This window comes from Bryobacter aggregatus MPL3 (assembly GCF_000702445.1).
In the GTDB taxonomy this organism is placed as follows: Bacteria; Acidobacteriota; Terriglobia; order Bryobacterales; family Bryobacteraceae; genus Bryobacter; species Bryobacter aggregatus.
Genome location: NZ_JNIF01000004.1, coordinates 1,172,224 through 1,196,991 on the forward strand (window position 1 = coordinate 1,172,224; position 24,768 = coordinate 1,196,991).

Annotated in this window: 25 protein-coding genes; 5 read left to right on the top strand and 20 right to left on the bottom strand. The window is 58.0% G+C overall.

All coding sequences use genetic code 11. The features are described from left to right. Positions 1–41: 41 nt before the first annotated feature. Positions 42–518, top strand: a complete 477-nt coding sequence (locus tag M017_RS0124840) for a hypothetical protein (protein ID WP_155121616.1) — start codon at positions 42–44, stop codon at positions 516–518. Then, entirely contained in the window at positions 506–2,242 is a 1,737-nt protein-coding gene (locus M017_RS0124845; RefSeq protein ID WP_031500945.1) for a hypothetical protein, read from the top strand. Before M017_RS0124840 ends, M017_RS0124845 begins: the two co-directional genes overlap by 13 nt. On the opposite strand, the gene M017_RS0124850 is transcribed toward M017_RS0124845, so the two are convergent. The 12 genes from M017_RS0124850 to M017_RS0124905 form a co-directional block, all read right to left on the bottom strand. Next, the gene (locus M017_RS0124850; protein ID WP_051670848.1) at positions 2,179–3,375 is read right to left on the bottom strand and encodes a glycosyltransferase; all 1,197 of its coding nucleotides are present in this window, start codon (positions 3,373–3,375) and stop codon (positions 2,179–2,181) included. The genes M017_RS0124845 and M017_RS0124850 overlap by 64 nt on opposite strands. A gap of 243 nt (positions 3,376–3,618) precedes the next feature. Then, complete coding sequence (locus tag M017_RS0124855; protein ID WP_031500947.1) at positions 3,619–5,034, bottom strand: HEAT repeat domain-containing protein; 1,416 nt, start codon at positions 5,032–5,034, stop codon at positions 3,619–3,621. After that, positions 5,034–5,783, bottom strand: coding sequence for an SDR family NAD(P)-dependent oxidoreductase (locus M017_RS0124860; RefSeq protein ID WP_031500948.1), 750 nt, complete (start codon positions 5,781–5,783; stop codon positions 5,034–5,036). Before M017_RS0124860 ends, M017_RS0124855 begins: the two co-directional genes overlap by 1 nt. Before the next feature lie 10 nt (positions 5,784–5,793). Further along, complete coding sequence (gene rplI / locus M017_RS0124865) at positions 5,794–6,240, bottom strand: 50S ribosomal protein L9 (RefSeq protein ID WP_031500951.1); 447 nt, start codon at positions 6,238–6,240, stop codon at positions 5,794–5,796. Further along, entirely contained in the window at positions 6,241–6,552 is a 312-nt protein-coding gene (rpsR, locus tag M017_RS0124870) for a 30S ribosomal protein S18 (protein WP_031500953.1), read from the bottom strand. Positions 6,553–6,581: 29 nt separating this feature from the next. Continuing rightward, the gene (gene rpsF, locus M017_RS0124875) at positions 6,582–7,112 is read right to left on the bottom strand and encodes a 30S ribosomal protein S6 (protein ID WP_080508154.1); all 531 of its coding nucleotides are present in this window, start codon (positions 7,110–7,112) and stop codon (positions 6,582–6,584) included. Next, on the bottom strand, positions 7,109–7,729 hold the full coding sequence (pth, locus tag M017_RS0124880) for an aminoacyl-tRNA hydrolase (protein WP_031500957.1): 621 nt from the start codon (positions 7,727–7,729) through the stop codon (positions 7,109–7,111). The genes rpsF and pth overlap by 4 nt, the downstream gene beginning before the upstream one ends. 8 nt (positions 7,730–7,737) lie before the next feature. Then, complete coding sequence (locus M017_RS0124885; protein WP_031500958.1) at positions 7,738–8,442, bottom strand: 50S ribosomal protein L25; 705 nt, start codon at positions 8,440–8,442, stop codon at positions 7,738–7,740. Positions 8,443–8,473: 31 nt separating this feature from the next. Next, the gene (locus tag M017_RS0124890; RefSeq protein ID WP_031500959.1) at positions 8,474–9,421 is read right to left on the bottom strand and encodes a ribose-phosphate pyrophosphokinase; all 948 of its coding nucleotides are present in this window, start codon (positions 9,419–9,421) and stop codon (positions 8,474–8,476) included. Between the two features lie 37 nt (positions 9,422–9,458). Then, on the bottom strand, positions 9,459–10,430 hold the full coding sequence (gene ispE, locus M017_RS0124895; protein WP_051670849.1) for a 4-(cytidine 5'-diphospho)-2-C-methyl-D-erythritol kinase: 972 nt from the start codon (positions 10,428–10,430) through the stop codon (positions 9,459–9,461). Continuing rightward, entirely contained in the window at positions 10,430–10,945 is a 516-nt protein-coding gene (locus tag M017_RS0124900; protein WP_031500962.1) for an adenine phosphoribosyltransferase, read from the bottom strand. Before M017_RS0124900 ends, ispE begins: the two co-directional genes overlap by 1 nt. Continuing rightward, on the bottom strand, positions 10,942–11,208 hold the full coding sequence (locus M017_RS0124905; protein WP_031500963.1) for an acylphosphatase: 267 nt from the start codon (positions 11,206–11,208) through the stop codon (positions 10,942–10,944). Before M017_RS0124905 ends, M017_RS0124900 begins: the two co-directional genes overlap by 4 nt. Positions 11,209–11,407: 199 nt before the next feature. On the opposite strand from M017_RS0124905, the gene M017_RS0124910 reads away from it, so the two are divergent. Beyond that, complete coding sequence (locus M017_RS0124910; RefSeq protein ID WP_155121617.1) at positions 11,408–12,742, top strand: hypothetical protein; 1,335 nt, start codon at positions 11,408–11,410, stop codon at positions 12,740–12,742. Here the strand turns inward: M017_RS0124910 and M017_RS0124915 are convergent. After that, complete coding sequence (locus M017_RS0124915) at positions 12,739–13,320, bottom strand: hypothetical protein (RefSeq protein WP_155121618.1); 582 nt, start codon at positions 13,318–13,320, stop codon at positions 12,739–12,741. The genes M017_RS0124910 and M017_RS0124915 overlap by 4 nt on opposite strands. Positions 13,321–13,379: 59 nt before the next feature. Here M017_RS0124915 and truB point away from each other — a divergent pair, with 59 nt between their 5' ends. Continuing rightward, the gene (gene truB, locus M017_RS0124920; RefSeq protein WP_080508155.1) at positions 13,380–14,282 is read left to right on the top strand and encodes a tRNA pseudouridine(55) synthase TruB; all 903 of its coding nucleotides are present in this window, start codon (positions 13,380–13,382) and stop codon (positions 14,280–14,282) included. Between the two features lie 3 nt (positions 14,283–14,285). On the opposite strand, the gene glmU is transcribed toward truB, so the two are convergent. From glmU to M017_RS0124955, 7 genes are read right to left on the bottom strand one after another with little or no spacing between them, the layout of a single operon-like run. Beyond that, entirely contained in the window at positions 14,286–15,680 is a 1,395-nt protein-coding gene (glmU, locus tag M017_RS0124925; RefSeq protein ID WP_031500968.1) for a bifunctional UDP-N-acetylglucosamine diphosphorylase/glucosamine-1-phosphate N-acetyltransferase GlmU, read from the bottom strand. Position 15,681: 1 nt separating this feature from the next. Continuing rightward, positions 15,682–16,707 (bottom strand): gluconeogenesis factor YvcK family protein, encoded by a 1,026-nt coding sequence (locus M017_RS0124930; protein ID WP_051670850.1) that lies wholly within the window; start codon positions 16,705–16,707, stop codon positions 15,682–15,684. 7 nt (positions 16,708–16,714) lie between these two features. Then, complete coding sequence (locus tag M017_RS0124935; RefSeq protein ID WP_031500970.1) at positions 16,715–17,254, bottom strand: hypothetical protein; 540 nt, start codon at positions 17,252–17,254, stop codon at positions 16,715–16,717. Positions 17,255–17,313: 59 nt separating this feature from the next. Then, positions 17,314–18,105: a GNAT family N-acetyltransferase gene (locus tag M017_RS0124940; RefSeq protein WP_031500971.1), complete on the bottom strand. Its 792-nt coding sequence runs from the start codon at positions 18,103–18,105 to the stop codon at positions 17,314–17,316. Beyond that, positions 18,105–20,519: a primosomal protein N' gene (priA, locus tag M017_RS0124945; RefSeq protein ID WP_031500973.1), complete on the bottom strand. Its 2,415-nt coding sequence runs from the start codon at positions 20,517–20,519 to the stop codon at positions 18,105–18,107. Before priA ends, M017_RS0124940 begins: the two co-directional genes overlap by 1 nt. A gap of 6 nt (positions 20,520–20,525) precedes the next feature. After that, positions 20,526–22,010 (bottom strand): xylulokinase, encoded by a 1,485-nt coding sequence (gene xylB / locus M017_RS0124950; RefSeq protein WP_031500974.1) that lies wholly within the window; start codon positions 22,008–22,010, stop codon positions 20,526–20,528. 24 nt (positions 22,011–22,034) lie between these two features. After that, positions 22,035–22,967, bottom strand: a complete 933-nt coding sequence (locus tag M017_RS0124955) for an ROK family protein (protein WP_031500975.1) — start codon at positions 22,965–22,967, stop codon at positions 22,035–22,037. 49 nt (positions 22,968–23,016) lie between these two features. Here M017_RS0124955 and M017_RS0124960 point away from each other — a divergent pair, with 49 nt between their 5' ends. Further along, complete coding sequence (locus M017_RS0124960; RefSeq protein WP_031500977.1) at positions 23,017–24,738, top strand: DUF885 domain-containing protein; 1,722 nt, start codon at positions 23,017–23,019, stop codon at positions 24,736–24,738. Positions 24,739–24,768: the final 30 nt, after the last annotated feature.

Below are 24,768 nucleotides of genomic sequence, written 5' to 3' on the forward strand. Positions count from 1 at the left end.
AGAATCCTGGAGTCCCAACTGTGGAGCGTTCCTCGCCCTTCTTGAAAGCTGCAGTCCATCTCTTTTTAGTTGTCGCATTCTCAACTTGTCTCCGGCCATCCCTCAGTATCTTAGGCGCCACCGAAAAGAACGAGCCTCCCTATCAGCTTCGCTTTCTTTCCGGTGCTTTTCCGCCGGAGACCACGGACGGAGAAGATCGCTGGCTCCAACGCCAGGGAGTCCTCGAGATCCAAAACAGTTGCCCGGAGGGCCATGCTCTCAGCGGAGCGCTTTACTTTGCGGCAAACGAAGTTCTGCTCACACCCAACCAACACCGCATCCAGATGGAGCTGACCGGCCCCAATTCACTGTCCCGTCTCGAGATCACCCACACAGAGTCCGTGGAGATGCCTCTCACCCTGCAAGCCAACGCAACTCGCTTTCAATTTCAAGTCCAAGGCATTCCCCCAGACCTTCCCGGAGACCGTCGTAAGCTCTATCTCTATTTCGGGGGGGCCAAATTCACTTGCGCCGACTAATTCCCTGGAAAGATGCGCTTGTTTCCATTGCAAGCCTGGTATCGCTGGGTATCTTATTCTGGTTCGGTCTCCACGCCGGCTATGTGCAGGATGACTTTGCCTGGCTCAATCTCAATAGCCGTTTGCTCCAAGGCGACGGCCTGAGCACTCTGCTGTTTGCCCCTATGGCGCAAGGAACCGTGAGGACACTCAGCGAACGCCTCCCCTATCTGCTCTCAGCACACTTCTTTGGATTCGATCCTCTTCCGATGCGAATCCTCTGGGCAGTGCTGAGCCTTCTGAATGTCTGGATCTGGGTCAAGCTCTTGCGCCTGCCGTTGCCAAGCGCACTGCTCTGTATCGCGATCTGGTACTTGAATCCGGCGCTGGAGAAAGCACAACTGTGGCCAGCCGCGTTGAATCAGACGATGCAGGCCTTGGCCATCGGCCTGGCTCTCTGGCTCCATGATCGTCCGAAGTGGTTGTTACCAGTCTTCTGTCTCTCCCTCCTCGTACACGAGCTTTGCCTGCTGATTCCTTTTTATCTCTTGGCGATGGACGGCTGGCCCATCCTGCGTAAGGCCTACTGGCGCGTGATGGCAGGGATCTCAATTCTCTTCTTCCTGGGACATCGATGGGCAGGCCGCAGTCTGGCGAATCACACCTACCAGATTTCCTTGGGACCACAGGAGTGGCTCCACAACCTGCTGCACTACTTTCAGCTCGCGACACCGCAGAGTTGGCTCTTCTGGCTCGCATTTCTGGGACTCGCCGCGCTGGCCTGCTGGCCTTCTAGAATTCGACTCACTGCCCTGCCCTTTGCACTCCTTTCGACAGTGCTGGTCTACTGCAGCTTGCCCAACATCCAGAACGGATACTATCTGTTTGTACCCCTTGCCGGATGCGTCCTGTTGCTTGCTCTTGTTTTTCGCAAGGCAGCAGAGCAATCGGAATCCCTGGGGGCGGTTGCGCTCGGACTTGGACTGCTCTTACTCAGTGCTGAACTGCGGGTCAGTTACCCGAAGCTACAGAAAAATGTCGCAGAATCCACCCGCTTCCGTTCCGTGATCGAGTTGGCCAGCCAGCAGGCCCAACTGGACCCGGAGCGGCCTGTTGTCGTCTCTGGTCTCAGCATGGGCCTCTATAGCCTGGGCTGGCGGGACTCGCCGTTTCGCGTTATTGGAGTCCGCAACGTCTATCTCGCACCAGAAGAAAGCCGGGCCATTTCCGATTCATTTGAAGTACTCTGGCACCGCCAGCATTTCCTCGATTGGAAACAGATCGATCGCCTCCGCCAATCGCGGCAAGCTCGCTTTGTGCACCTGGATCCGCGAGGGATTCGACTTTTACAGAATGAAGAAGTGGATGCAATCGCCAAGCTCGATCACGAGAAGAGCTTCGCGATTCGCCGGCCCGGACTCCACTTTGACCCGCCGGAAAGCGGCGACCGCGGCTGGCTCAAAGCGGAAAACGGCATGCGCTGGATGGAGCCATCCTTTTCAGTCGCCTTAGAGGCGGACGGCGGCGATCAAGTAGGCATCACGCTATTTACGATCGGTACGTGCGAACTCTCGCTACGCAATGCAGGAGTGGATATCGGCGAATTCACGCTCACGCCCGGGTGGAAGCGCTACGACTTACAAAGCCCACAGAGGATCAATCCAGCGACGCCGCTCGAAGGTCAAACCACTTCAGGCTGCCGGATTGCGGTTGAAAGCGTCGTCCTCGCTGCGCACTCGGAGTAGGACCGGTAGAGCCGCTCGAAGACCTCATCCCAGCTCTGCACAAACTTCGATTGGAGCGCCCCCTCGCGCAGGCGGAAACGATGCTCGGGATTCCGGGCAAGTGATGCAGCGGCAGCGACGAACTTCGCATCGCTCGAAGCGATCATGCCCGTGACCTCATTCTCAACCAGGAACTTCGGCCCGCCTCCGGTATTGACAACGCAGGGGGTACCGCAGGCAAGCGACTCGAGGATCACATTGCCGAAGGTGTCGGTCCAGCTCGGAAAGAGAAAGACGTCCATATTCGCGTAGGCTTCCGCCAGTTGCTCGCCGCGCAGCACGCCCGGCAATTCGACCGACTTCAGATTCTGCCGCAGCCACTCTCGCTCGCTGCCATCGCCAACGATCAGGAACTTGTAGTTCGTCACTCCTTCGGCGAGCAGCATCTCTTCCAGCTTCACCAGCAGCCGTACGTTCTTCTCAGGACGCAAACGGCCACAGAACCCCAAGACGAGCGTGGCGTCCCGGCGCGTGCGTCGCAACGGATGAAAGAGGTCACGCTCGACGCCACGGTGCATGAGCTGACACGGACGGCCAGTCTTCTGTTCGAGCATCCTGCGTAGTTCTTCATTGGGCGCCAGTAAAAGTCGCCCCATGCGGTAGTACAGACTTAAGGCATCAAGGGCTTTGCTCTCTGCGAACTGCTCCAGCTTCGAGCGCGAGCTTTCACCCAGAAAAGCGCCTACGATGCTCCCGAGACGGGTGCCCGCGTACTCGTGCAGGTTGGTGTGCCAACTGGCGAGAATTGGAACGCCCATGTGCTTTGCGGCCACCGCGCCAAGAATCCCCACATCGCTCGGACCGGTGATGTGGACCACGTCCGGCTGAAAGTCCCGGAATGCCTGCATCGTGCGCCGCCAGTGCCGCGCAAAGAACAGGTCGAAACTCATATTGTTATCCAGCGGAATGCCGAGCACAGTGCGCTTGAGACTCAACTCGAGATGATTCCCGGTGCGACGAAGCTCTGTCGTGGCACCGGCATGAACACTGAGAAAAGGGAGGTTTCTACGGCGCGCAAAGGCATCGAGATTGCGGCTGGTGTGGGCAACACCATTGATCTCATGAAAGGAATCTGTAAAAAACGCTACACGCATCTCGCGACTCCAGTCTGGGAGACCGGCAGCGCAAACAGCCGTTGCGTGAACAAGTCCTGGCTCTCCACAGATCTCAGGTCCATCATCTTTCGAGACGTCTGCCGTACACCATCCGGTTCCATCGTCGACAGGGAAGAAAGGCGCAACGTCAGGCCCAATCCCTATCGCTTCCAGGCTGCACGGTGTCCTTTACAGCCAGATCGCAACCGCGTGAATGTTCAAACAATTCCGGCTGGAATTGTTTTAGTCGTGTTGATGACCTTCGTGCTCATCAGCATCTTCCACCTCACTGAGGAAGATCGCCTCTTTGCCGTCGGCTTCAAGACGCATGTCGAGAGCAATCGCAACAGCAGTGGTCTCGTCGTGATTCAAGCCGCCGGCTTCCTTTTCAATTCGCTTGAAAAGGCTACGCATCCGGCTCGGCGATACGTCGCTCGGTACGGCCATCGAGTAAGCAAAGATCGCATCCTTGCGCACATCATCGTCCAGCATCAGATCCCGCAGCTTGCCAATCGCGGTGACATCGCCACAAACGCCCGCCCCACGAATCGCCTGGCGACGCACGGCCAGATCCGGATCCTCAAGGAAAGCACCAAAGCGCGTGTTGTAGCTCGCTTCGCGCGAGCGCCACATTGCATGGACCCCATCGGCGCGTGAGCTGGGATTCGCCAGAAACTCTTCGACATAAGTCCGCAGCTTCTTTGCTGGAACACTATCCGGCAACAAGGTAATCAGACTCGCCGCCCGCAGAGCCGCAGGCGCATGGCTGTCTTCAAGAGTCGCTTCCGCCACCGAACGGACTTCGGCAATCTGATTCAACCGGGCCAAGGCACGGAATGCCGCAGCACGAACCGCAATGGTATCGCTACCGGCGGCAAGGGCCATCAACGGCGTCACGGCCGTCTCAGGAAGCTCCAGATCTTCAAGAACATCGAGAGCCGCTAGACGCACCGCTTCGTCTTCATGCGAAGTCGCGAATTCTACAATCTCATCGTCGTCAAGGACTTCAAATTCAGGACCAGCAGTTGCGGCGTAGTCCTCCAGGAAATCGATCTCGGGCTCAGGGATCTCAGGAGCGATGTGCTTCAACTGTTCCAGGGCAAACTCGATCTCGCGATTCTTCCCCACTTCGGCAAGCAGCTTCTCAAGCGGTGCAATGCCAGCCTTATCGCCATAGAGACCCAGCAGGATGGCGCCATCTTCCATGTCAAAGTCGAGACGTTCGAGGATGATGTCAAAGATGCGCTGGTCATGCACGCCGAGACCAGCCAGCAAAAAGGCCACTTCGCCGCTCGCGTCTTCTTCCAGCGCTCGATAGGCGTTGATCAAGGGTTCGATCGCACCGGCACCAGCTTCACGGGCAATCTTGACCATGCTCGAAGGCAATTCGGTGAAGCCTTCCCGGAGCAGCGTCGCGATGTAATCGATGGCCGGAGCCCCAGGCAGATGGGCGAGCAGATTCAGAATATCGGCATCGATCTCAAGACGCGCTCCTTCCGCGGGCTTGCTGCCATAGGCAACCAGCGCCTCGACCGATTCTTCGGGACGCGCCACAATCGCGGCAATCAGGCGCTGGTCAAAACCAATGCGGCCCTTGCCCACTTCATCGAGCAAAGTGGAGACAGGCGTCTGAGCATAGGCGGAGGGTTGGATTGGCATTAGTAGGTTGCCCGGCCACCGGAGGCATCATAGGTTTGGGCGGTGACAAAGGAGGCGTCCGGACTCGCGAGAAAATGCACCACAGCGGCAATCTCTTCCGGCTCTCCGGTACGGCGCATTGGGATGCGCTGTGTCATGTAGTCGACTTGCGCCGGCGTCAGTTGCTCCAGCATCTTCGTGCGAACAACGGCGGGCGTCACGCAGTTAGCGCAGATGCCTTCCTGCGCCACTTCTTTTCCAAGAGATTTCGTAAACCCAATGAGGCCAGCCTTGGTGGCCGAGTATGCACTCATATTTGGGTTGCCTTCTTTGCCGGCAATCGAAGCAATGTTCACGATGCGGCCGTACTTACGCTCTCGCATGTGAGGCAGAACCGCGCGGCAGAGATAAAAAGGTCCGTTCAGATTCACAGAAACGCAAAGGGCCCAATCGTCATTGGTCTGTTCCCAGATCGGCGCGGCCTTCCCGGCCACCCCGGCGTTGTTCACAAGAATGTCGACACGTCCTGTACGGGCAATCGTGTCGGCAATCAACTTTTCGCAGCTTTCGCTCGATGCGACATCGAGCGAAAGTGCGAAGGAATGATTCGGAAGCGAGGCGGCAACTTCTGAGCCAGCCGTAACATTCAGGTCGGCGATAACAACGGTCGCGCCACTGTTGGCCAGGCGGCGGGCGATTACTTCGCCAATGCCCGCTGCGGCTCCAGTTACAATCGCTGTCTGTCCGGTGAGATCAAAATATGACGCCATCGCTATCCTCTTAAGCTTCCTTGACTACGTTGACAGTAATCTCAGCATCCACGTCCTTGTAGAGATGGATGATGACCTTGTGCTCGCCCAGAACCTTGATCGGCTCTTCCAGGCGAATCTTCTTCTTGTCCACATTGAAGCCCTTCTTGGTGAGGCCTTCTTCAATGTCGCCAGAAGTGACGGATCCAAAGAGATGATCTTCTTCACCAGCCTTGCGGGCAAACTCGAGCGTGATGCCATTGAGCAGTTGGGCCTGGCCTTCAGCATCGACCTTGATCTTTGCTTCCTTGCGCAGCCAGCTCTGGCGTTCCTGCTCGACGATCTTCTTGTTGCCTTCGTTGGCAGTGATCGCGATGCGGCGGGGCAGCAGATAGTTGCGGGCAAAGCCGTCCTTGACCTTGACTACCTGTCCACGCGAACCGAGCTTCTCAACGTCTTCGCGGAGAATGACTTCCATTTACTTTTCTCCTTCCCGCGTCGCAAACGGGAGCAACGCGATGTTGCGGGCGCGCTTGATGGCGACAGCCAGACGGCGCTGAAACTGCGTGCTGGTGCCGGTCAAGCGGCGAGGTACGATTTTGCCGCGCTCGGACACATACTGGCGGAGCAGATTGATGTCCTTGTAATCGATGTAGTCGATCTTCTCAACAGAGAAGCGGCAGACTTTCTTCCGGCGGAAATACTGCTTTTTGCTAACAATATTCGCCTTGTCCCCACCGGTGGGGCGCATTGAAGCCGCAATCGGGCGGCCTCCTCTTCCTTCAGCCATGGTTCAGGTTCTCCTTTTCTGCTTTCGCGCTATTCAGCGGCCGGAGCCGGGGTGGCTTCAGCGGCGGGGGTTTCTACCACGGGTGCGACAGGAGCCGCAGGTGCTGGCGCACCATCGGTCGGCTTGCCAGGCGCCGGAGCAGAAGGCTCGGAAGGAAGTTGCGGCGCGGCCGGAGCGGCAGCAGGAGCAGCCGGCATGGCCACCACTTGCGGCTTGCGGGCGGCCCGCTTCTCGCGACGCTTCTTGCGCTTCTCCACCCACTTCATCTCTTCGTCGAGACGCACAGTGAGGTACTTGATGACCAGATCGTTCACACGCAGACGACGCTCGATCTCCTTGATCGTTACGCCGCTGGCTTCGAACTTCAGCAGAATGTAATAGCCTTCGCGGTAACGGCCTACCTGATAAGCCAGCTTGCGAGTGCCCCACTTTTCAGCAGATTGCACTTTGCCGCCATCCTTCTCAATCAGGGCAGTCATCGCTTCGATGATGGGATCGACCAACTCGTCGGTCGAGTCGGGTTTTACGATAAACAGTTCTTCGTAAAGTCTGAGACTCATTTTTCCTCTTCTTTTAAGCCTGGGGCGCGACGATTGAAGCTCGTCATGGCCTTTTCGACGCCTTCGGCAATTATGGTTTCGATGGCAGACGAGGCATCGTCCAGCCAAAGATCCACAGCAGCACGCATGCTTTTGGGAATACCCGCCAGCACGTAATGCTTGGCTTTTTCACCCAATACGATGGGTCCGCCGCCAAGCGGGGAGCCCGGATTGATGCCAAGCCGGACTCTGGTGAATTCTTCCGTACGAACGGCGGAGATGATCGATTTCATCCCGTTGTGTCCGCCGGCCGAGCCTCGCGGTCTCAATCGCAGGTTACCCCACTCAAGTGCGAGCTCGTCATAAACAACAATCAGATTCGCCGCCTCCAACTCATACTTGTCGAGTAGCTGCCGGACAGCAGCGCCACTCACATTCATGAAGGTCAACGGCTTGGCGACAATGACGCGGTCACCCTTCACGTCTCCTACGCCCACCAGCGACTGGCACTCAGGCCGGGAGACTCGTAGACCATTTCGCTGCGCAAAACGGTCTACGGCCAAAAAACCAACATTGTGCGGCGTCCAGTCGTATTCGGGGCCAGGATTGCCCAGACCGACGATGAGCCAGGAGCGCACAGGAAAAACTACTTCTTCTTGGCAGCCGGCGCCTTAGCGGCCGGGGCCTTCGCAGCCTTGGCAGCAGGAGCGGCCTTCGCAGCCGGGTCTTCCTTCTTGCCCTTCTTCGCCACTTCCGGCTCAGCAGCAGCGCCTTCGGCAGCAGCAGCTTCTTCCTTCAGCGCGACGACGTGGGACAGAACGAGTTCCGGATCAGACAACAGGCGCATCGAACCAGTGAGCGGTACGTCCTTGGCGCGCAGGCTGCCATTGAGGTTCAGCGGCGAGGCATCCAAGGTGAACTTCTCGGGGATTTCATCCGGCAATACTTCGATCTGGATGTCGCGGTTGATGAGTTCGTAATGGCCCCCCTGGAGCTTGACGCCCACCGGATCGCCCGTAGTGAGCACCGGCACGGTGACAGTCATCTTCTTGGTGAGATCGACGCGCTTCAGGTCGCAATGCAACAGGTTGCCCTTGATCGGGTGCGTCTGCCAATCGATCACAATCACGGGACTGATGGAGCCCTGGATATCGAGATTGAAGATCGTGTTGTAGCCCGAGGAGCTCAACAGGATTTTGGCCACTTCCTTCGGACTGACGGTGAGAGCCACCGGATCGCCGCCCGTGCCGTAAAGCACAGCCGGGCTCTTGTCCTCGACGCGCAGGCGGCGCGCTGCGTTCTTGCCACGGGTTTCGCGGGGTTCGGCTACGAGGGTAATGTCTTTGCGCATGTGATTCTGCCTCTACTTATAGTTCTGTCGCTTACTCAAAAAGTACGCTGATCGATGTTTCGCCATGGATGGAGTCAATGGCCCGAGCGAGAAGCTTGGCCACGGAGAGCACGCGGATCTTTCCACACCGCGCTGCCTCCGGACTCAAAGGAATGCTGTTGGTAATGATGACTTGTTGCAGATACGGCGAATCCGTAATGCGCTGCACCGCCGGGCCGCTGAGGACACCATGCGAGGCACAAGCCTGAATCGAAAGGGCCCCACGCTTGGCGAGCGCTTCAGCGCCCTTCACAAGCGTTCCGGCCGTGTCAATGAGATCGTCCACCAGAAGGCAGTTGCGCCCTTCCACCTCGCCAATGATGTTCATCACCTCGGCGACGTTGGGGCCGTCGCGGCGCTTGTCGATGATGGCAAGCGGAGCCTGCAGACGCTTGGCAAAAGCCCGCGCGCGCTCAACGCCACCGGCATCGGGAGAGACCACGGTCAACTTGTCGATAGGGGTTTCTTTAAAGTGATCGAGCATCACCGGGGTGACAAAAAGATGGTCCACCTGGATGTCGAAGAAGCCTTGGATTTGTGCGGCGTGGAGATCGAGAGCCAGCACGCGGTCGGCGCCAGCACGCTCGACGAGATTCGCCACCAGACGTGCCGAAATCGGTACGCGCGGCTGATCCTTACGGTCCTGGCGAGCATAACCGAAATAGGGGAATACGGCGGTGATCCGGTCTGCCGAGGCGCGCTTCAGCGCATCGATGATCAACAGCAATTCCATCAGGTGGTGGTTGACGGGAGTGCAGGTGGGCTGGACAACGAAGACGTCGGATCCGCGCACGTTCTCGTGCACCTGGATCCAGGTTTCGCCATCAGCGAAGGTCTTGACGGAGGTCCGTGCAAGCTCTACATCGAGATGCGCGCAGATTTCTTGTGCGAGCGCGGGGTTCGCATTGCCGGTAAGGATTTTGATTCGGTCGAAACGCATGACGCTGAGTGTTTTCGAGATACTACTTCGCACAAAACTATGACCGGGGCGGCCAACTCGCGCCATCCGTTATGGATGATAAAGCTGTATGCCAGGCACGCTCGTAATGGTGGCGGCTGATCGTCTGGAATTTCTCCACTCGAATCGCCGGCACGTGCCCCGATGTATCGGCCTTGAGCTGAGCTTCTGCTGCTGCCGCAGCTTCCGCAGTCGCATAGAGTCCAAACAGCGTGGAGCCACTACCAGACATTCTTGCCGGTTGGGCTCCCGTCGCCGAGATTGCTTCAAGAAGCTTCTCAAGCTGTGCGTGCTGAGTGAACGCTACGGGCTCAAAGTCGTTTTCGCAATCGCTCGCCCAAACTGCGGGCGGCTGACTCAAGTGCACACTACGCACGAGAGCGCGAAACCTCACCATTATCGCGTCCCTCTGCCCCTGTGTCAATTCATCTGCGCGCGGCCGCTGCAAAGACCGGTAAGCATCGGGGGTAGAAACATGAAGTCCGGGGGCAATGAGCACGCCGTAGCTCGGTGGCGGATCTGGCAGCGCAGTCAGGATCTCACCGCGACCGGAGGCCTCGCAGGTGCCCCCTTGCAAGAAGAACGGCACATCGGAGCCCAGAGCAGCCGCGGCTGCAGACAGGTCGCCGTGGACGCCCAGCAGCGCAGGCAAGGCGAGCAGCACAGCCGCCGCGTCCGTCGAGCCACCGCCCAAGCCTCCGCCCATCGGAATCCGCTTCGCAATATGGATCGAGATCTGGGCCCTAAGGCCGAACTGCTCCAAAACAAGCAGCGCGGCCCGGTAGGCCAGATTGTCTTCTTCCCTCCCAGGAATCGGCACATCGCAGCAGACGGAAATGTTCGTGGTAGGAGCAAGCGCTGCCTCAATCGTCAAATCATCGGACAGCGAAATGCTTTGAAACAGCGTTGCGATTTCGTGGAAACCGTCATCGCGCTTGTGGACAACCTTCAGGCCGAGGTTGATCTTGGCGAAGGCAGGAACGATGGGCATTAGTAATGCAACAAGCTGAAGACGTCATGACCGGCGAGCTTGTCGCGGCCCTTCAGAAAATCGAGTTCGATCACAAAGCTGAGTCCGACCAGATTTCCCCCAAGCTGGGCCACCATATCCGCAACCGCTTTGGCAGTACCGCCAGTAGCCAGCACATCGTCCAGAATCAGAACCCGCTCGCCGGCTTGAATGGCGTCTGTATGAATCTCCAATTTGTCCGTGCCGTATTCAAGCGCATATTCCACGCAGGTGGTTTGGTGGGGAAGCTTGCCTTTCTTGCGCACCGGCACAAAACCAGCGCCGAGAGCGTAGGCAACGGCAGGAGCAAAAAAGAAGCCACGGGCTTCGATCCCGATCACCGTATCGATCTGGGAACCTTTGTAGCGCTCCTTCAAAGCATCAAGCGTCAGCTTGAGCCCACTACGATCCTTGAGGAGCGTCGTGATGTCATAAAAGTTGATCCCGGGCTTGGGGAAATCCGCGACTTCGCGGATCAGGTTTTTCAAATCATTCATCGGATGTGAAAACCATCGTAGCGAACGTGCTCGGCCACTTGCTCATCCACCGTCCGGACATCGGCCAACATTGGCCCCCGCCGCACATACCCGGACAGGATCTGCAAAGCAGTATCCTCTCCCACGGCATGCACCTCCACGCTGCCATCCTCCAGATTCTTTGCATAGCCGGAGAGGCCATTCTTTAGGGCGTGTTTCTGCACATAATTCCGAAATCCCACACCCTGCACTCTGCCACTGACAAGCCAACGCCGCGCTCCCATTCCAACAGGATAATGCGGGCGCGCAGCACAGACCAGAACCGGCTTTGCCAGACAGCTCATACCCCTTGAGGTAACTTGACTTGCTCCGACACACGCGTCACACTTGCAGGGTGAAGGCGACCCGTTCACACACACCTCTAACATGTTGCAATCAATCAAACTTCTCTGTACGACAACGCTCTTAGCTGGTACTTTTTCCATGCAAGCTCTGGGTCAGCTTGGATCAGGAATGGGCAGTGGTGGAATGAATTCTGGTGGCTACGGCGGCTTCGGCGGACCTGCCGTACTTGGACGCGGAGTCGGTTCTAACACAGGAGCGCGCGCGGGTGGCGATCTTGGAATCCGCTTCTATGCGGGTATCACTGCAACTTTTGATAGCGGCCTGACTGGGTTTCAAATCAATCCGGATGGCTCCGTCATCAGCCGGACGGCCAAGGGTGTCGATGGCGTGATTGGTGCCTATGGGGTGAAGCGCTTCCGGCGCAGTCAACTTGGTTTGAATTATCAGGGCGGCTATCACCAGTCCACACAAAAACTATTTAACGGCACAGATCAGTCTCTTTCTTTGTTCTATGGGACACAACTCACCCGACGCTCTCAGTTCTCGATCAATACTTCGGCCGGCACCACCAACCGTCCCATTGGTGTACCCATCCTGGCCGGTACGATCGATGGTAACTCTGCGGGTTATACCGTTCCCACCAACGAACTCTTCGACAATCGCTTTTACTACGGCAATGTGGGTTTGGGCTACACAATCCAGCGTTCCGCCCGATTGTCCTTCGGCGTAGTTGGAAGTGGATTCATCACACGCCGCACGGGAGGCGTTTTATTCGGCTTCAACGGCGCCAATGCCGGGGCAAATGCGGCTTACCGCTTGAGCCGACGTCAGACGATCTACGCCGGTTATCAATTCTTCTTTTACAACTACACCCGCAATTTTGGCGACTCCTACGGCAACGGCTTTTACGGCGGCTACTCAACCATCCTGCGTTCTGGCATGACGTTGAATTTGTCGGGCGGCGCCACCCGGCTGGAATCGCTAGGCCTCCGCACCGTCGCAATTGACCCCGTCATTGCCGCCCTCATCGGATTTAGCACCACACAAGAGGTCTATTACGGCATCTCTTACATGCCAAGCGGAAGCGCAACGCTCTCGATGAGCCTAAATCGGCGCAGTAACTTGTCGCTGAATGGCAGGCTTTTTGTCTCCCCAGGCAACGGCATCATCAATACTTCAAGGAATCTCTCCGGTAGTGCGAACTATGGCTATACCGGACTTCGGGTTGCGACGCTAGGAGCAAGTGTCGGTTACTCCCGGCTCTCGAGCGTTGTTGGCGATCACCAGAGCTTTGAGACGATCATGGCAAGCGGATCGGCCAGCCGCCGCATTTCGGGTGGTTTCTTTTTTACCGCGACGGCCGGCAATCGTAAGTTCCTCCAAAGCAGCACCAATAACTTCAATCGGAGCTCCTTCTTTGCAAGCTTCGGTGTCTACTGGAGCCCAGGAGAAATTCCGCTCTCGATTCGCTAATTCTGGCGCTGCGACGGCGACTCTCCCACCATCTTCAAGCGAGCACTGAAATCATCTCCAGACTCGCTCCAGAGTCGCCGTTCTTTCACCTTCAAGGACTGTGTCCAGTCTGCAGCCAAGCGCAACAAACTCTTGATATTGGATTGGTAGTAGTGCAGTTCCCCGGCATTCCAGGCTTGCGGCAGAAACGTCGCCTCAACACCGAGTTCGGCTCGGATTCCCTCGCCCAACTCCGACGGAAAAGCTGGTCCGTAGAAGAACAGATTCACGCGCGAGGGTTGCAGGCGCCAGCCTTCCGGCAATTGCTGCCAAAGGTCCCAATACCCTTCCACCTCAAACGAGACATCCGAAGACCGCCAACGTTCGAGAGCATCCGTGAGATCCTCAAATTGTTCCGGCATTTTGAAGACCTCCTCCTGCAGCGCAGGCTCGGCCGGGTCGACAGCGGACACGCGGAAATACACCTGAGGCGCCTGCGTAGAAAAGGGAAATTTTCTAAGGGCGATGGAGAACTGGCGATGCATACTCAACGCCGTGTGGTTCTCGATCCAGATCGAAAGATAAAGCCTATCTGACATGAAATTTGATGGTATCGCGGCTCGCGATGCAGTCGGGATAAAAGGAAAATAGAAGTAAGTTGGAAACTCTGATTGAAACTCTATGCGGAGTCGTCGTGCTCGACAAACCGACGGGCTGGACTTCGCACGATGCAGTGAATAAGCTCCGCCGGATCGCCGGGACCAAGAAGGTCGGACACCTCGGAACCCTGGACCCGCTGGCAACCGGCGTCCTCCCTCTCGTGGTTGGAAAAGCAACCCGGCTCTCGCAGTTCTATACGAAAGACCGTAAGGCCTACTCGGCCGTCGTGCGCTTTGGCCATGCCACCGATTCCTATGATCGTGATGGGGAACAGGTTGGCGAGCACGTCGATGTGACCCTCGATCGCAGCACGATTGAGCCACTCCTCGCATCCTTTCGTGGTCCACTCGAACAGATGCCCCCCGCGGTTTCCGCAAAGAAGATCAACGGAGTGCCGGCCTACAAATTGGCGCGGCAACAGAAGCCGGTCGAATTAAAAGCAGTTCCGGTAGAGGTTTATCTCCTCGAGATCGATCAGGTGGAAGGCCCGGACCTACAGATCCGTCTCGAGTGCTCCGCCGGCACCTACGTCCGGTCGATTGCCCATGAGCTCGGCCAAGCGCTCGGCTGTGGCGCCTATGTGCAGGAGCTGCGGCGCACACTCAGCGGCGAATTCGCGATTGCCGATGCGTTCACACTCGAACAATTGGAATCTATGGCAAAAGAGGGACGCTTTCCCGAGGCGATGTTGCGCGGCGAGAGGCTGCTGCCGAATTTCCCTTCCGAGACCGTCGACACGCTAACGGAATCACAAATCCGCCAAGGCCGCGACTTCCGCACTTCGCCCTTCCGCATCACCCAAAGCACCAAGTACGTCAAAGCGATGAACCGAGAAGGCGACGTGATCGCGATCGGCGAACAAAAGCTGCCGAACCTCTACCACCCCATTCTGGTGCTCTGAGAATCAGTCCTTCGACGGCTTCTGTGCCCGCTTGCGCTGGACCCAGCCCGCCTTGTTCACTTGACGGCTGCGGCCCAGCGCAAGCGTGTCTCCCGGCACAGGATCGGTAATGACGCTTCCGGCGCCAATGTAGCTATCGGCCTCTAACTTGACCGGCGCAACGAGGGTAGAATTACTCCCCACAAAGACCCCATCCCCAATCTCCGTGGTGTGCTTATTGGCACCATCAAAATTGCAGGTGATCGTCCCGGCGCCAATGTTGACACCTGCACCCACCAGGCTGTCGCCCAGATAGGCCAGATGCATCGCCTTCGCCCCAGCGCCAAATCGCGTTTTCTTTAACTCCACAAAATTGCCGATCTGCGCCCCAGCTCCGACATGGTTCTCCAGCCGCAAACGGCTGAAGGGTCCGATCTGCGCACCAGTCTCCACGACAGAAGTACCGACAAAGCAGTACTCTCCGATCGTCACTCCATCGGCAATCACACTATCCCGAATCACCGTGCCGGCCCCAACCGTACAATCGGCACCGATCTTTGTCTTGCCGAGGATCTGTGTAAAGGCGGCGATCACGGAGTCCTGTCCGATCTCGACCTTCGCATCAATGGCTACCGTTTCTGGCTGAAAAATAGTAACGCCATCCAGCATCAATTGCTTCGTCTTGCGGGCACGCAGAATGCGATCCGCCTCCGCCAGTTCTAAGCGCTGATTGATCCCGAGGATCTCGCTCGCATCCTCCAGCACCAGCGCCTCGACACGCTTACCGGCCCGGCGGAGAATCTCAACGATGTCGGTGAGATAAATTTCGCCAGACGCGGGATTGGGCTCGATTTCTGCAATGTGCCGCCAGAGCAATTCGCTATCGATGCAATAGATACCGGAATTGATCTCGCGGATCTGCAGCTGCTCTGGAGTCGCTGCCTTCTGTTCGACAATCGCCGCTACACTGCCGTCTTCTGCGCGCAGGATCCGCCCGTAGCCATGCGGGTCGTCGAGGACTGTGGTGATCAACGTCGCAGCCGCTCCGCTTCGTTGCTGGGCCGCTACCAGGCGCGCAATGGTCTGTGAGGTCAGCAAGGGGCAATCCCCATAAAGCAGAAGTGTCCAACCATTCTCTGGCGCCACACCACGGCACATCGCCACCGCGTGCCCGGTCCCCCGCTGCTCCGTCTGCATCACGAAATGACAACCCCGGGGAGCGAGTAACGCACGGACTTGTTCCGCCTGATGCCCGACAACCACCGTAATGCGATCCGCGGGCACAGTCGTTCCGGCAGCATCCAGAACGTGTTCCACCAGAGCCTGGCCACCGGCTTCATGAAGTACCTTCGCCTTGCGGCTCTTCATCCGAGTCCCTAGCCCTGCCGCCAGCACGATGGCGCTCAATTCCGTTTGCATATCATTTCCCTCGAAGATTGATCCGGCGCACACGCGCTTCAATTGCCAATTCCAATGCGACAGCCGCGATGGCGTCTGCATCATGCCGCACTTTCTCGCTGCGAGCCAACAACGAACGGCCCACCACCTGCACACCCATCTCTTCGATTCGCGGAGAATCCATCTCGACGGGGAAAACTTTCTCTGCCGCGTAGCGTCGCCGCTGCGCGCCGCTCAGAGGCCGCGTATTCAAGATGACCCGATCAACAGTCCCCTTCCCTCCATGGGAGAAAATCGCCTTCAGGTGATCTGACGCCGAGAACTGCATCGTCTCCCAAGGTTGCCACATCAGATTGGCAAAGTACGCCTTGGTCGCCTGCGCCCGGCGAATCGCCGAAGCAATGCCGTCCACTAAAAGATTCGGAATCACGCTCGTATAGAGACTGCCAGGCCCCATCGTAATGAGATCCGCGGCGGCGATTGCCTCGATCGCATCACGTAAGGGTCTGACCTTATTCGGAATCAGTTCCAGGCGGCGAATCCGCTTGCGGCTCTTGCTGATCTTCGTCTCGCCCTCAATGACAGAGTTGTCCTCCATCGTGGCGCGCAAGCCCACATTCTGATTGGTGGAGGGATAGATGCGTCCGTAGATCGCCAGCACTTCGCTCGACACCTTTACCGCACGCGGAAAGTCTCCGGTGACATGCGTCAGTGCCGTCAGAAAGAGATTGCCGAAGCTATGCCCTTTCAATCCCTTTCCCGAGGAAAAGCGGTATTGAAAAAGCTTGCCGAGCAGAGCTTCATCCTCACTCAAGGCGACCATGCAATTGCGAATGTCCCCGGGAGGTAGAATATCGAACTCGCGCCGCAGGCGGCCGGAGGAGCCGCCATCATCCGTCACGGTTACGATCGCTGTGATATCCACTTGACCGCGGCGTGCATATTCTTTCAGGCCGTGGAGCAAACCTGACAGCCCGGTCCCACCGCCCAGAGACACGATGCGCAGCGGACCCGCTACATCCTGATAACCAGGTGGCGGTGCGATCATCGCAAGTCTATTGCGAGTTCAGCAGCAATTCGCGAATCGGAGAATGCTGCATCAGTTCGGCGAAGTCTGGATCGTTATGGGCTGCCACGCGATTCTTCGGAGCAATCTCGATGGCCCGTTTCAAGTGCGCTGCCGCTCCCGCAATATCGTGCCGCAGTCCCATCACCAAAGCCAGGGCATAGTGAACATAGTCGGCATCGTCGTGCTTGAGTGCTTTCTCAAAGCTCGCCTGCGCACCTTCCAGATCACGCTTGTTCATCTGGCTAATTCCGTAGTTATACAGATCCTCTGCAGTGTCCAGCTTCATCGTGTTTCTCGCCAGACGCTGTTGGCACATCAGCAGGTGTTGCTTGGCAGCATAACCGATTTCTTTCACCGGGCCTTCCAAGGCAGCCTCAAACTGCTGCTTCGCCTTGGCAAAGTCGCGCATATGAAACGACTGCATCGCCGCATCAAATGATTTCTGTTGAGCCGATGGCTCTTGCACGCTAGGCGCAGGACGAGTGGCAAACTTTGCCGGCCCCGCTTTGGTATTGCTCTTCTGCATCGAGTTCCTGTGATCCGTGTGTTCGTCCGCAACGAACCCACCGCCATATTGTAGCGCCCTCAACGGCTCTCGTTGTAAACGCTCACACCAGTAATCCGGCGGTAACCCAGATGCTGGTACAGAGCCATTGCCGCCTCACTTGATTCCAACACACTCATCGACAGGCCCGTCTCCTGTTTGGTCAGGTCTAAAACATAGCGAACTAAGCGTTGTCCGATTCCTTTACGCTGTACATCCGGCAGCACACTCACACCATAAATCCCTACCACACCCTGTGTTGCCAGCACGCAGGCCGTGCCGACCGCGCGAGTCCCGGAGTAAGCAACATAGCCCTGCAAAGGACCCTTCCAATAGTTGTCTGATTGATAGACATCGAGAAAGGTCGCCAGTGGTGTCCGGAAAGCCACCGACATGACATGGCAGAAGTCAAATCTCGCAGCCGGAGCCTGCACCGGCCGGATCTCAAGTTGTGGCAGGACGCGGCTGGGCGCCGTCAGTTCCTCCACCACCATCCCAGCCCCGCGCAGCACCGTCGTCAAACCATAGCGCTCCACCAGCCTTCCCACTCGCCCCAGCAACTGGTCCGGCACAAAATGCTCTACCAGCCACAGACTCCACCGCGCATCCTGCCGGCGGAATAATGCATCGGCATAAGCGAGCTTAATTTTGAGCTCTTCTTCTGTGCGGACAGGAGTCTTCAGCAGAACAGAATTGAATACAGCGCCCGGCAAGCCGGAGTAAACACAAAGCAGTTCGTCTTCTTCCCAGATCGCCGCCCCTGGACGCGTTCCCGCAAAGGTCCGCATCATGTCGAACAGATTCGCCACCAGCAGTGCGCGCTCGCGTTCCATCAGAGAAGACTTTGCGGGTCCACATCAATCACCAATGCGGTGGCCGGCCAGTTGCGCTCTACCGCACAAGCCCGCACACGATCCAGCGCTTCCCCCAGCCGCTTGCGTTGCGCCGCCTTCAACAGCATCTGGTAGCGAAACTCCTTATTCACGCGCGGCACCGGAGCCTCTGCTGGTCCGAGAATCCGAATCCCTTCCTTGAAATCCTTGAGCACTTCGCCGATCTCTCCGCTCATCCGCAGCGCTTCCTCCTGCCGCTCACTGCGAATCACCACATTCGCCAGCGAAGCAAAAGGCGGATAGCGCATCACCTTGCGAAACTGCAGTTCCTTCTCGTAGAACAACTCATAGTCCTGGATTGCGCTGAAGCGAATCGCATAGTGCTCCGTGTTGATTGTCTGCAGGATTACAGTGCCGGGCAGGCCACCGCGCCCCGCGCGCCCCGCTGCCTGTGTCAACAATTGAAAGCTTCGTTCGGCGGCGCGAAAGTCCGGCATACCCAGACCGATATCGGCATTGACAATCCCGACCAATGTCACGTTCGGGATGTCATGACCCTTGGCGATCATTTGCGTGCCGACCAGAATATCGAAATTCCCTTCCCGAAATCCATGCAGGATGTGTTCGTAGTCGGCTTTGGAATTGATGGTGTCGCGATCCATGCGCGCGATGCGTGCCTTAGGAAAAGCCTCGCGCAATTCCTCTTCGATCCTCTCGCTCCCGCTGCCGATGAACTGGATATGCTCGCTATCGCACTTTGCGCAACACACAGGAACCTTCTCGGCATAACCACAGTAGTGGCAGAGCAAGCGGCGATCGCGCCGATGGAAAGTGAGCGTCACCGAACAGTTGATGCATTCCACCTTGTATCCGCAACTGCGGCAGGCGACAAAGTTCGAATACCCGCGCCGGTTCATCAGCAGCATGGCCTGCTCCCCGAAAGCCAGCTTTTCCCGCACCGCTTCCACCATGCGCCGCGAGAACAATGCATTCTTCTTGGTCTCGAGAAACTCCTGCCGCAGATCGATCACTTCCACCGCGGGCATCGGACGCTGCTCAATGCGCTCCGGCAGCAGCAGACGCACATATTTGCCGCGTTCTGAATTCTGCCGGGTCTCGAGCGACGGCGTCGCGCTACCCAACACAACGGTCGCCCCAATCTGCTGCGCCCGAACCACGGCCACATCGCGCCCGTGATAACGCGGATTCTCTTCCTGCTTGTAGCTGCCGTCGTGCTCTTCATCGACAATGATCAACCCCAGATCGGGCATCGGCGCAAAGATCGAGCTGCGCGTCCCCACCACCACTCGCGCCTCACCACGCCGGATCCTGCGCCAATACTCCGCACGCTCACTATCGCCAAACGCACTATGCAGGATCGCCACCTGCTCGCCAAAACGCAAGGCGAACTGGCCCGCCACCTGCGGTGTCAACGCAATCTCTGGCACCATCAACAGCGCACTGCGTCCCATCGCCAGCGCCGCCTCGATCGCACTCAGATAGACCTCTGTCTTGCCGCTGCCCGTCACCCCTTGCAACAGAAAAGCCTGATAGTCCTTCCGCTGGATCCCTGCCTCAATCGCCTGATAGGCGGCCTGCTGGCTCGCATTGAGAGCATGCCGCGGACGTTCGGCGGCACGGCGAATTGCTCCCACTCGCGGCGTCAGCTTCACCAGCTGCCGCCGGGCCAGACTGCGTGCACTCTGGCTCGCGTTCTTCACAATATCCTCGAGTTCGTCGAGCGGATGCACGCCTGGATGCAGATGCAGATAAGCCAATAGCTCCCGCTCCCACTTCGGCAACTTCCCTTCCGGCGCACCCGCCAGCATCTCGACATTCAGCTTCGACGCATGTGCCCGCAAAGGATCTTTTTCCTGCGCCTCTTCCTCCATGCGCACATAGCCCTTCCGGAGAAACTCCCGGATCAGCGCCGGAGCCTCAGGCGACTTGCGCTTGAGCGCCTCCAGACTCATCGGACGGCTCTCGAGCGCCTGCAACACAACGAGTGAAGCGTCCTCCTGATCCACAATACCCAGCAGACTCTGCTTCGCCATGTCCCGCCCCGTGTCCGTCAGACCATAGGCTTTGCTCCGGCGAATTTCCCCGCCAAGCGGCGCCATGATCCGGAACACCTCACCCACCGGAGCATAGTAGTAGCGGGCCACCCACAAGCCGAGAGAAATCAACTTGCTATCGAAAACCGGTTCCTGATCGAGCAGGCGTTCGATCGGCCGTACTTTGTAGTCCGGCTTCTCATCATGGATGCGCAGGATGGTGCCGCTCAACTTGCGCTGCTGAAACGGCACCAGCACCCGGCAGCCCGGCTGCGCCACGTCGCGCGCCTCACCGCTCAGCGCATAGGTAAAAGGCTGATCGAGTGGGACGGGCAGACAGACATCGCAGAAAAGGGCCATTGCCAATTACAACAGGCGGAAAGTACTCTTCAGTGTCGGATAAAGGGTGCGATAGATTTCATGTGCTCTCGCGTAGGCCACGCCTTCGCGCGGACGGGGATCGGTTTGGGTCACTTCATTCGTACATGCCGCACAAGCTTCATGCACACTACTGAACCCGCCCGTACCCACCATGGCGAGCAGTCCGGCGCCATAAGCCGAACCTTCCTGCGAATCGAGTGTCGTCACCCGCCGTGCAAACACATCAGCCATCACTTGACGCCAAAAGCTGCTTTGCGCGCCTCCGCCGGAAGCACGTACGCGGTTCACCTCGACACCAAGCTCCAAAATCACATCCAGGCAATCGCGTTGTGAGAAGGTGACCCCTTCGACAATGCTGCGCACCAGATCCCTGCGTTGGTGGCGGGCTGTCAGTCCCACCCATCCTCCGCGCGCCAGGGCATCCAGATGCGGCGTACGTTCGCCCATCAGATAGGGCAGCCAGAAGAGTCCGCCACTCCCGAGTTCCGCCTCGGCCGCCTCCGCCATCAGCGCATCATAGCTTGTGCCCGGCGCCAGCGTATTCCGGAACCATTGCAGGCTCAGCCCGGCCCCCTGCGTCACACCCATGACATGCCATTTGCCGGGCACCGCATGGCAGAAGGTATGAACACGGCCGCCTGGATCATAGGCTGGTTGATCCATGTGTGCAAACACCACGCCCGAGGTTCCCAAGGTGCAACTCGCGATTCCCGATTCGACAATGCCATTGCCGACCGCGCTCGCGGCCTGATCGCCCGCACCCGTCACCATCGGCGTTCCAGCCAGCAACCCGGTGGCTTCCGCCGCCTCTGTCGTTACGCGTCCACAGACCTGCGCGCTTTCATAAATGGGCGGGAACCAACTGGAATCTAACCCTAATTCTTCGATCATCGGACGCGACCAACGGCGCTGCACCACATCGAAAAGACCGGTGCCGGAAGCGTCGGATACATCCTGCCCAACTTCACCGCTGAGCCGGAAGCGCACATAGTCCTTGGGCAACAAGACAGTGCGCAGACGCTCGAAAGATGCGGGTTCATGATCGCGCACCCAGAGCAGCTTCGGGAGCGTAAAACCCGTCACCGACGGATTCGCCGTAAACTGAACCACCCGCTCACGTCCCACCCGGGCATGGATCGCATCCACTTGCGTCTGGCTCCGTTGGTCACACCAGATCAGGCTGGGCCGGATCACCTGGCCGTTTCCATCGAGCATCACCAGACCATGCATCTGGCCTGAAAATCCAATGCCCTGGATCGAGGAGCCATCGGCATTTGCTTCCTGGAGGACGGCCCGAATGGCGGCCTTCGCGGCACGCCACCAATCCTCCGGGTCCTGCTCGGCCCAGAGTGCCTTCTCCATCCGCATCTCGGCATGCGCCGCGGTACAGCCTGCGACAATCTTGCCCGTCTCATTGAGCAGCAACGCACGGGTGCCGCCGGTCCCTACATCGATACCAAGCCAGTACATAGATTTTTGACCTAGAGAATCCTATCAGGCGCGGTAGTTCTGCGCTTGGAATGGCAGGTAGGCAGCCCCAAAAAGCCCAGCCTGATTGCCCAGCTTGGCCTTCTCAATCCTCGTCTTCGTATTGCGATAGGTGAAGCTACGGCGTTTCACTTCGTCGATCATGGCAGGAGCAAAGTAATCCCAGGCCGGCAGCGGCCCGCCGCTCAACAGAAACAGCGGGAAGTTGAAGGTATTGATCAGCATGGCCAGGGCAACGCCCAGAGCCTCCCCCATCGAGCGGAAGATCTGCTGCGCCTTCCAATCTCCGGCCGCCGCCAGCTTGAAAATCTCTTCCGCACTCGGGTTCGGGTGCGGGGTGACGCGCATCAGATCGGCCAGGCAACTGATCGCGGTCGCCGAGGCATGCTTTTCCAGACAACCAACATTCCCGCAACCACAGGGATTCCCATTCGGCACCACGGTGATGTGTCCCAGTTCACCGGCCATTCCTTCCCGCCCATGCATCACGCGATTGCCGTAGATGATCCCGCCACCGATGCCCGTGCCAAGCGTGAGCAGCACCAGATCGTCCACATCCTGGCCGGCGCCAATCCAGCTCTCCCCCAGCGCCGCCGAGTTCGCGTCATTCTCCAGAATCACCGGAGCGCCCAGACGGCGTTCGATGTCGTCACGCAGGGCAAAACCTTCAAGAAAAGCCAGGTTATTTGATCCAACGATGATGCCCTTATCAATCAGAATGAAACCGGGCACGCCGATTCCCACACCAGCAAAACGCCCCTCCGACTGCTTGGCGCGCAGTTTCTGGATCGAATCGACGATCTCCCCAATCACATAATCGCGCCCCTTATCCGGACTCGTCGCAACGTTCACCTGATCCAGAAGGTTGCCATCCTGATCCACAACAGCCGCTCGCAGATTCGTGCCGCCAAGGTCCACACCGATTGAATATTCAGTCACGCTATCAGGCTATCAGGCAGGCATTCGAAGTGGGTGCCATTCTAGAAGGATGCGCCGTATCGCAGCCCTTTCCCTGTTCGTATTCCTGACCGCTTGTAGCTCCAAACCGCCACGCTTTGACACCATCGCGGAAGAGTACGTTTTCAATACCTTGACCTTCTCGCCTTCTGCTGCCACGGCTGCCGGTTACCATCGGCACAATGGCGTTCCACTCGATGAGTTGGTAGACGAGTTTTCACCCAGCGCCTCCGATCGCCAACGCGCCTATTACGCGCGCTTCGCCTCCGGCCTCAAACGGGATGTCGTCCCTGAAAAACTCTCGCCCGAGGACTTGGCCGACTACAAGCTCGTCAAGCAACTGATTGACTTGGCCCGCTTTGATCTCGAAGACATGCCTGCCTGGCAACACGCGCCGCAATTGTACGCAGAAGTCATCGGCAACGCCCTCTTCGTTCCCTTTGCGCAAGACTATGCCCCCCGCAACAAACGCTTCTACGACATCCTGAAACGTCTCGAACGCCTCCCCGCCCGCCTGCTGCAAGCCCAGGGCAACCTGATCAGCGCTCCGAAGATCTGGCGCGATGTTGCGATCGAAGAGAACCAGGGCAACATCGAACTGATTGCCACCATCCGGAAAGAGCGCCCCGAGGAGCTTTCGAAAAAGTTCGACCTCGCCGCCGATGAAGCAGTGAAGGCCATCCAGCGCTTCAATCAGTTTCTAGCCAAAGAGCTACAAGGCAAGGACGACGAGTGGCGGCTCGGCCCGGAGAAGTATCAGAAGAAGTTCCAACTCACTCTAGGCACCACGGAAACGCCGGATCAACTGCTGGCTGCGGCGGAAGCGGAACTGCAGAAAACCCGTGAAGAGATGGGCCGCCTCAGCGGCTGGAACGGCAAAGGCGATCTGAATGCCACCATCCGCAAGCGTCTCGACCTGATCGCCAAACGGCACACCACCCGTGAGAATTACTTTGCCGACGCGCGCCGGGATCTGGAGGAGGCCACCGCCTTTGTACAAACAAAGTCGTTACTGCCCCTGCTGCCCAGCACCAATCTCAAGCTCATCGAGACGCCGGCCTTCATGCGCGGGATCTATTCAGTAGGCGGCTTCAACCCCGCACCAGCCATGGACCCACAGCTTGGGGCGCAATATTGGATCACGCCCATTCCCGCCGATTGGCCTGCCGATCGGGTGGACTCAAAACTCCGGGAATACAACTTCTACGGCCTCAAGCTCCTCACCATTCACGAAGCCATGCCAGGCCACTACGTCCAATTTGAGTACGCGAACCGTGTCGAGCCCCGGGGCCGCAGGCTTCTCCGCAGTGTGTACGCGAATGGAGCCTATGTCGAAGGCTGGGCCGTCTATGCAACCCAAATGATGATCGAGGAAGGCTATCTCAATCACGATCCAGATCTGAAGCTGACTTTTCTCAAGCAACAGCTCCGCGTGATCTCCAATGCGATTCTCGACATCAAGCTGCAAACCGGCCGCATGACCGACCAGGAAGCAATCACGTTGATGACGGAACAGGCATTTCAGGAACAAGAGGAAGCGACGGCCAAGCTGCAACGGGCCAAGCTCTCGAGCGTCCAACTTGTGACCTATTATGCCGGCTGGCGCGATCATCTCCGTATGCGGCAAGTGGCGCGCGAGGCACAAGGCAGCAAATTCAACCTGTCTGCCTATCACAAGGCAGTGCTCGAGGCTGGTGGATTGCCGGTTGCCTCCGTGTGCCAACTGATCACGGGCCGGGACCTACTTCACTAAAGGCGCAACATCTTTCGTGCGCTTACGTCT

Bases quoted from the DNA above. Each gene is read 5' to 3' on its own strand.
- M017_RS0124850 (WP_051670848.1), bottom strand. From the start codon at position 3,375: ATGCGTGTAGCGTTTTTTACAGATTCCTTTCATGAGATCAATGGTGTT.
- M017_RS0124855 (WP_031500947.1), bottom strand. From the start codon at position 5,034: ATGCCAATCCAACCCTCCGCCTATGCTCAGACGCCTGTCTCCACTTTG.
- M017_RS0124860 (WP_031500948.1), bottom strand. From the start codon at position 5,783: ATGGCGTCATATTTTGATCTCACCGGACAGACAGCGATTGTAACTGGA.
- rplI (WP_031500951.1), bottom strand. From the start codon at position 6,240: ATGGAAGTCATTCTCCGCGAAGACGTTGAGAAGCTCGGTTCGCGTGGA.
- rpsR (WP_031500953.1), bottom strand. From the start codon at position 6,552: ATGGCTGAAGGAAGAGGAGGCCGCCCGATTGCGGCTTCAATGCGCCCC.
- rpsF (WP_080508154.1), bottom strand. From the start codon at position 7,112: ATGAGTCTCAGACTTTACGAAGAACTGTTTATCGTAAAACCCGACTCG.
- M017_RS0124885 (WP_031500958.1), bottom strand. From the start codon at position 8,442: ATGCGCAAAGACATTACCCTCGTAGCCGAACCCCGCGAAACCCGTGGC.
- M017_RS0124890 (WP_031500959.1), bottom strand. From the start codon at position 9,421: ATGCGTTTCGACCGAATCAAAATCCTTACCGGCAATGCGAACCCCGCG.
- ispE (WP_051670849.1), bottom strand. From the start codon at position 10,430: ATGCCCATCGTTCCTGCCTTCGCCAAGATCAACCTCGGCCTGAAGGTT.
- M017_RS0124900 (WP_031500962.1), bottom strand. From the start codon at position 10,945: ATGAATGATTTGAAAAACCTGATCCGCGAAGTCGCGGATTTCCCCAAG.
- M017_RS0124905 (WP_031500963.1), bottom strand. From the start codon at position 11,208: ATGGGAGCGCGGCGTTGGCTTGTCAGTGGCAGAGTGCAGGGTGTGGGA.
- M017_RS0124910 (WP_155121617.1), top strand. From the start codon at position 11,408: ATGCAAGCTCTGGGTCAGCTTGGATCAGGAATGGGCAGTGGTGGAATG.
- M017_RS0124915 (WP_155121618.1), bottom strand. From the start codon at position 13,320: ATGTCAGATAGGCTTTATCTTTCGATCTGGATCGAGAACCACACGGCG.
- glmU (WP_031500968.1), bottom strand. From the start codon at position 15,680: ATGCAAACGGAATTGAGCGCCATCGTGCTGGCGGCAGGGCTAGGGACT.
- M017_RS0124930 (WP_051670850.1), bottom strand. From the start codon at position 16,707: ATGATCGCACCGCCACCTGGTTATCAGGATGTAGCGGGTCCGCTGCGC.
- M017_RS0124935 (WP_031500970.1), bottom strand. From the start codon at position 17,254: ATGCAGAAGAGCAATACCAAAGCGGGGCCGGCAAAGTTTGCCACTCGT.
- M017_RS0124940 (WP_031500971.1), bottom strand. From the start codon at position 18,105: ATGGAACGCGAGCGCGCACTGCTGGTGGCGAATCTGTTCGACATGATG.
- priA (WP_031500973.1), bottom strand. From the start codon at position 20,519: ATGGCCCTTTTCTGCGATGTCTGTCTGCCCGTCCCACTCGATCAGCCT.
- xylB (WP_031500974.1), bottom strand. From the start codon at position 22,010: ATGTACTGGCTTGGTATCGATGTAGGGACCGGCGGCACCCGTGCGTTG.
- M017_RS0124960 (WP_031500977.1), top strand. From the start codon at position 23,017: ATGCGCCGTATCGCAGCCCTTTCCCTGTTCGTATTCCTGACCGCTTGT.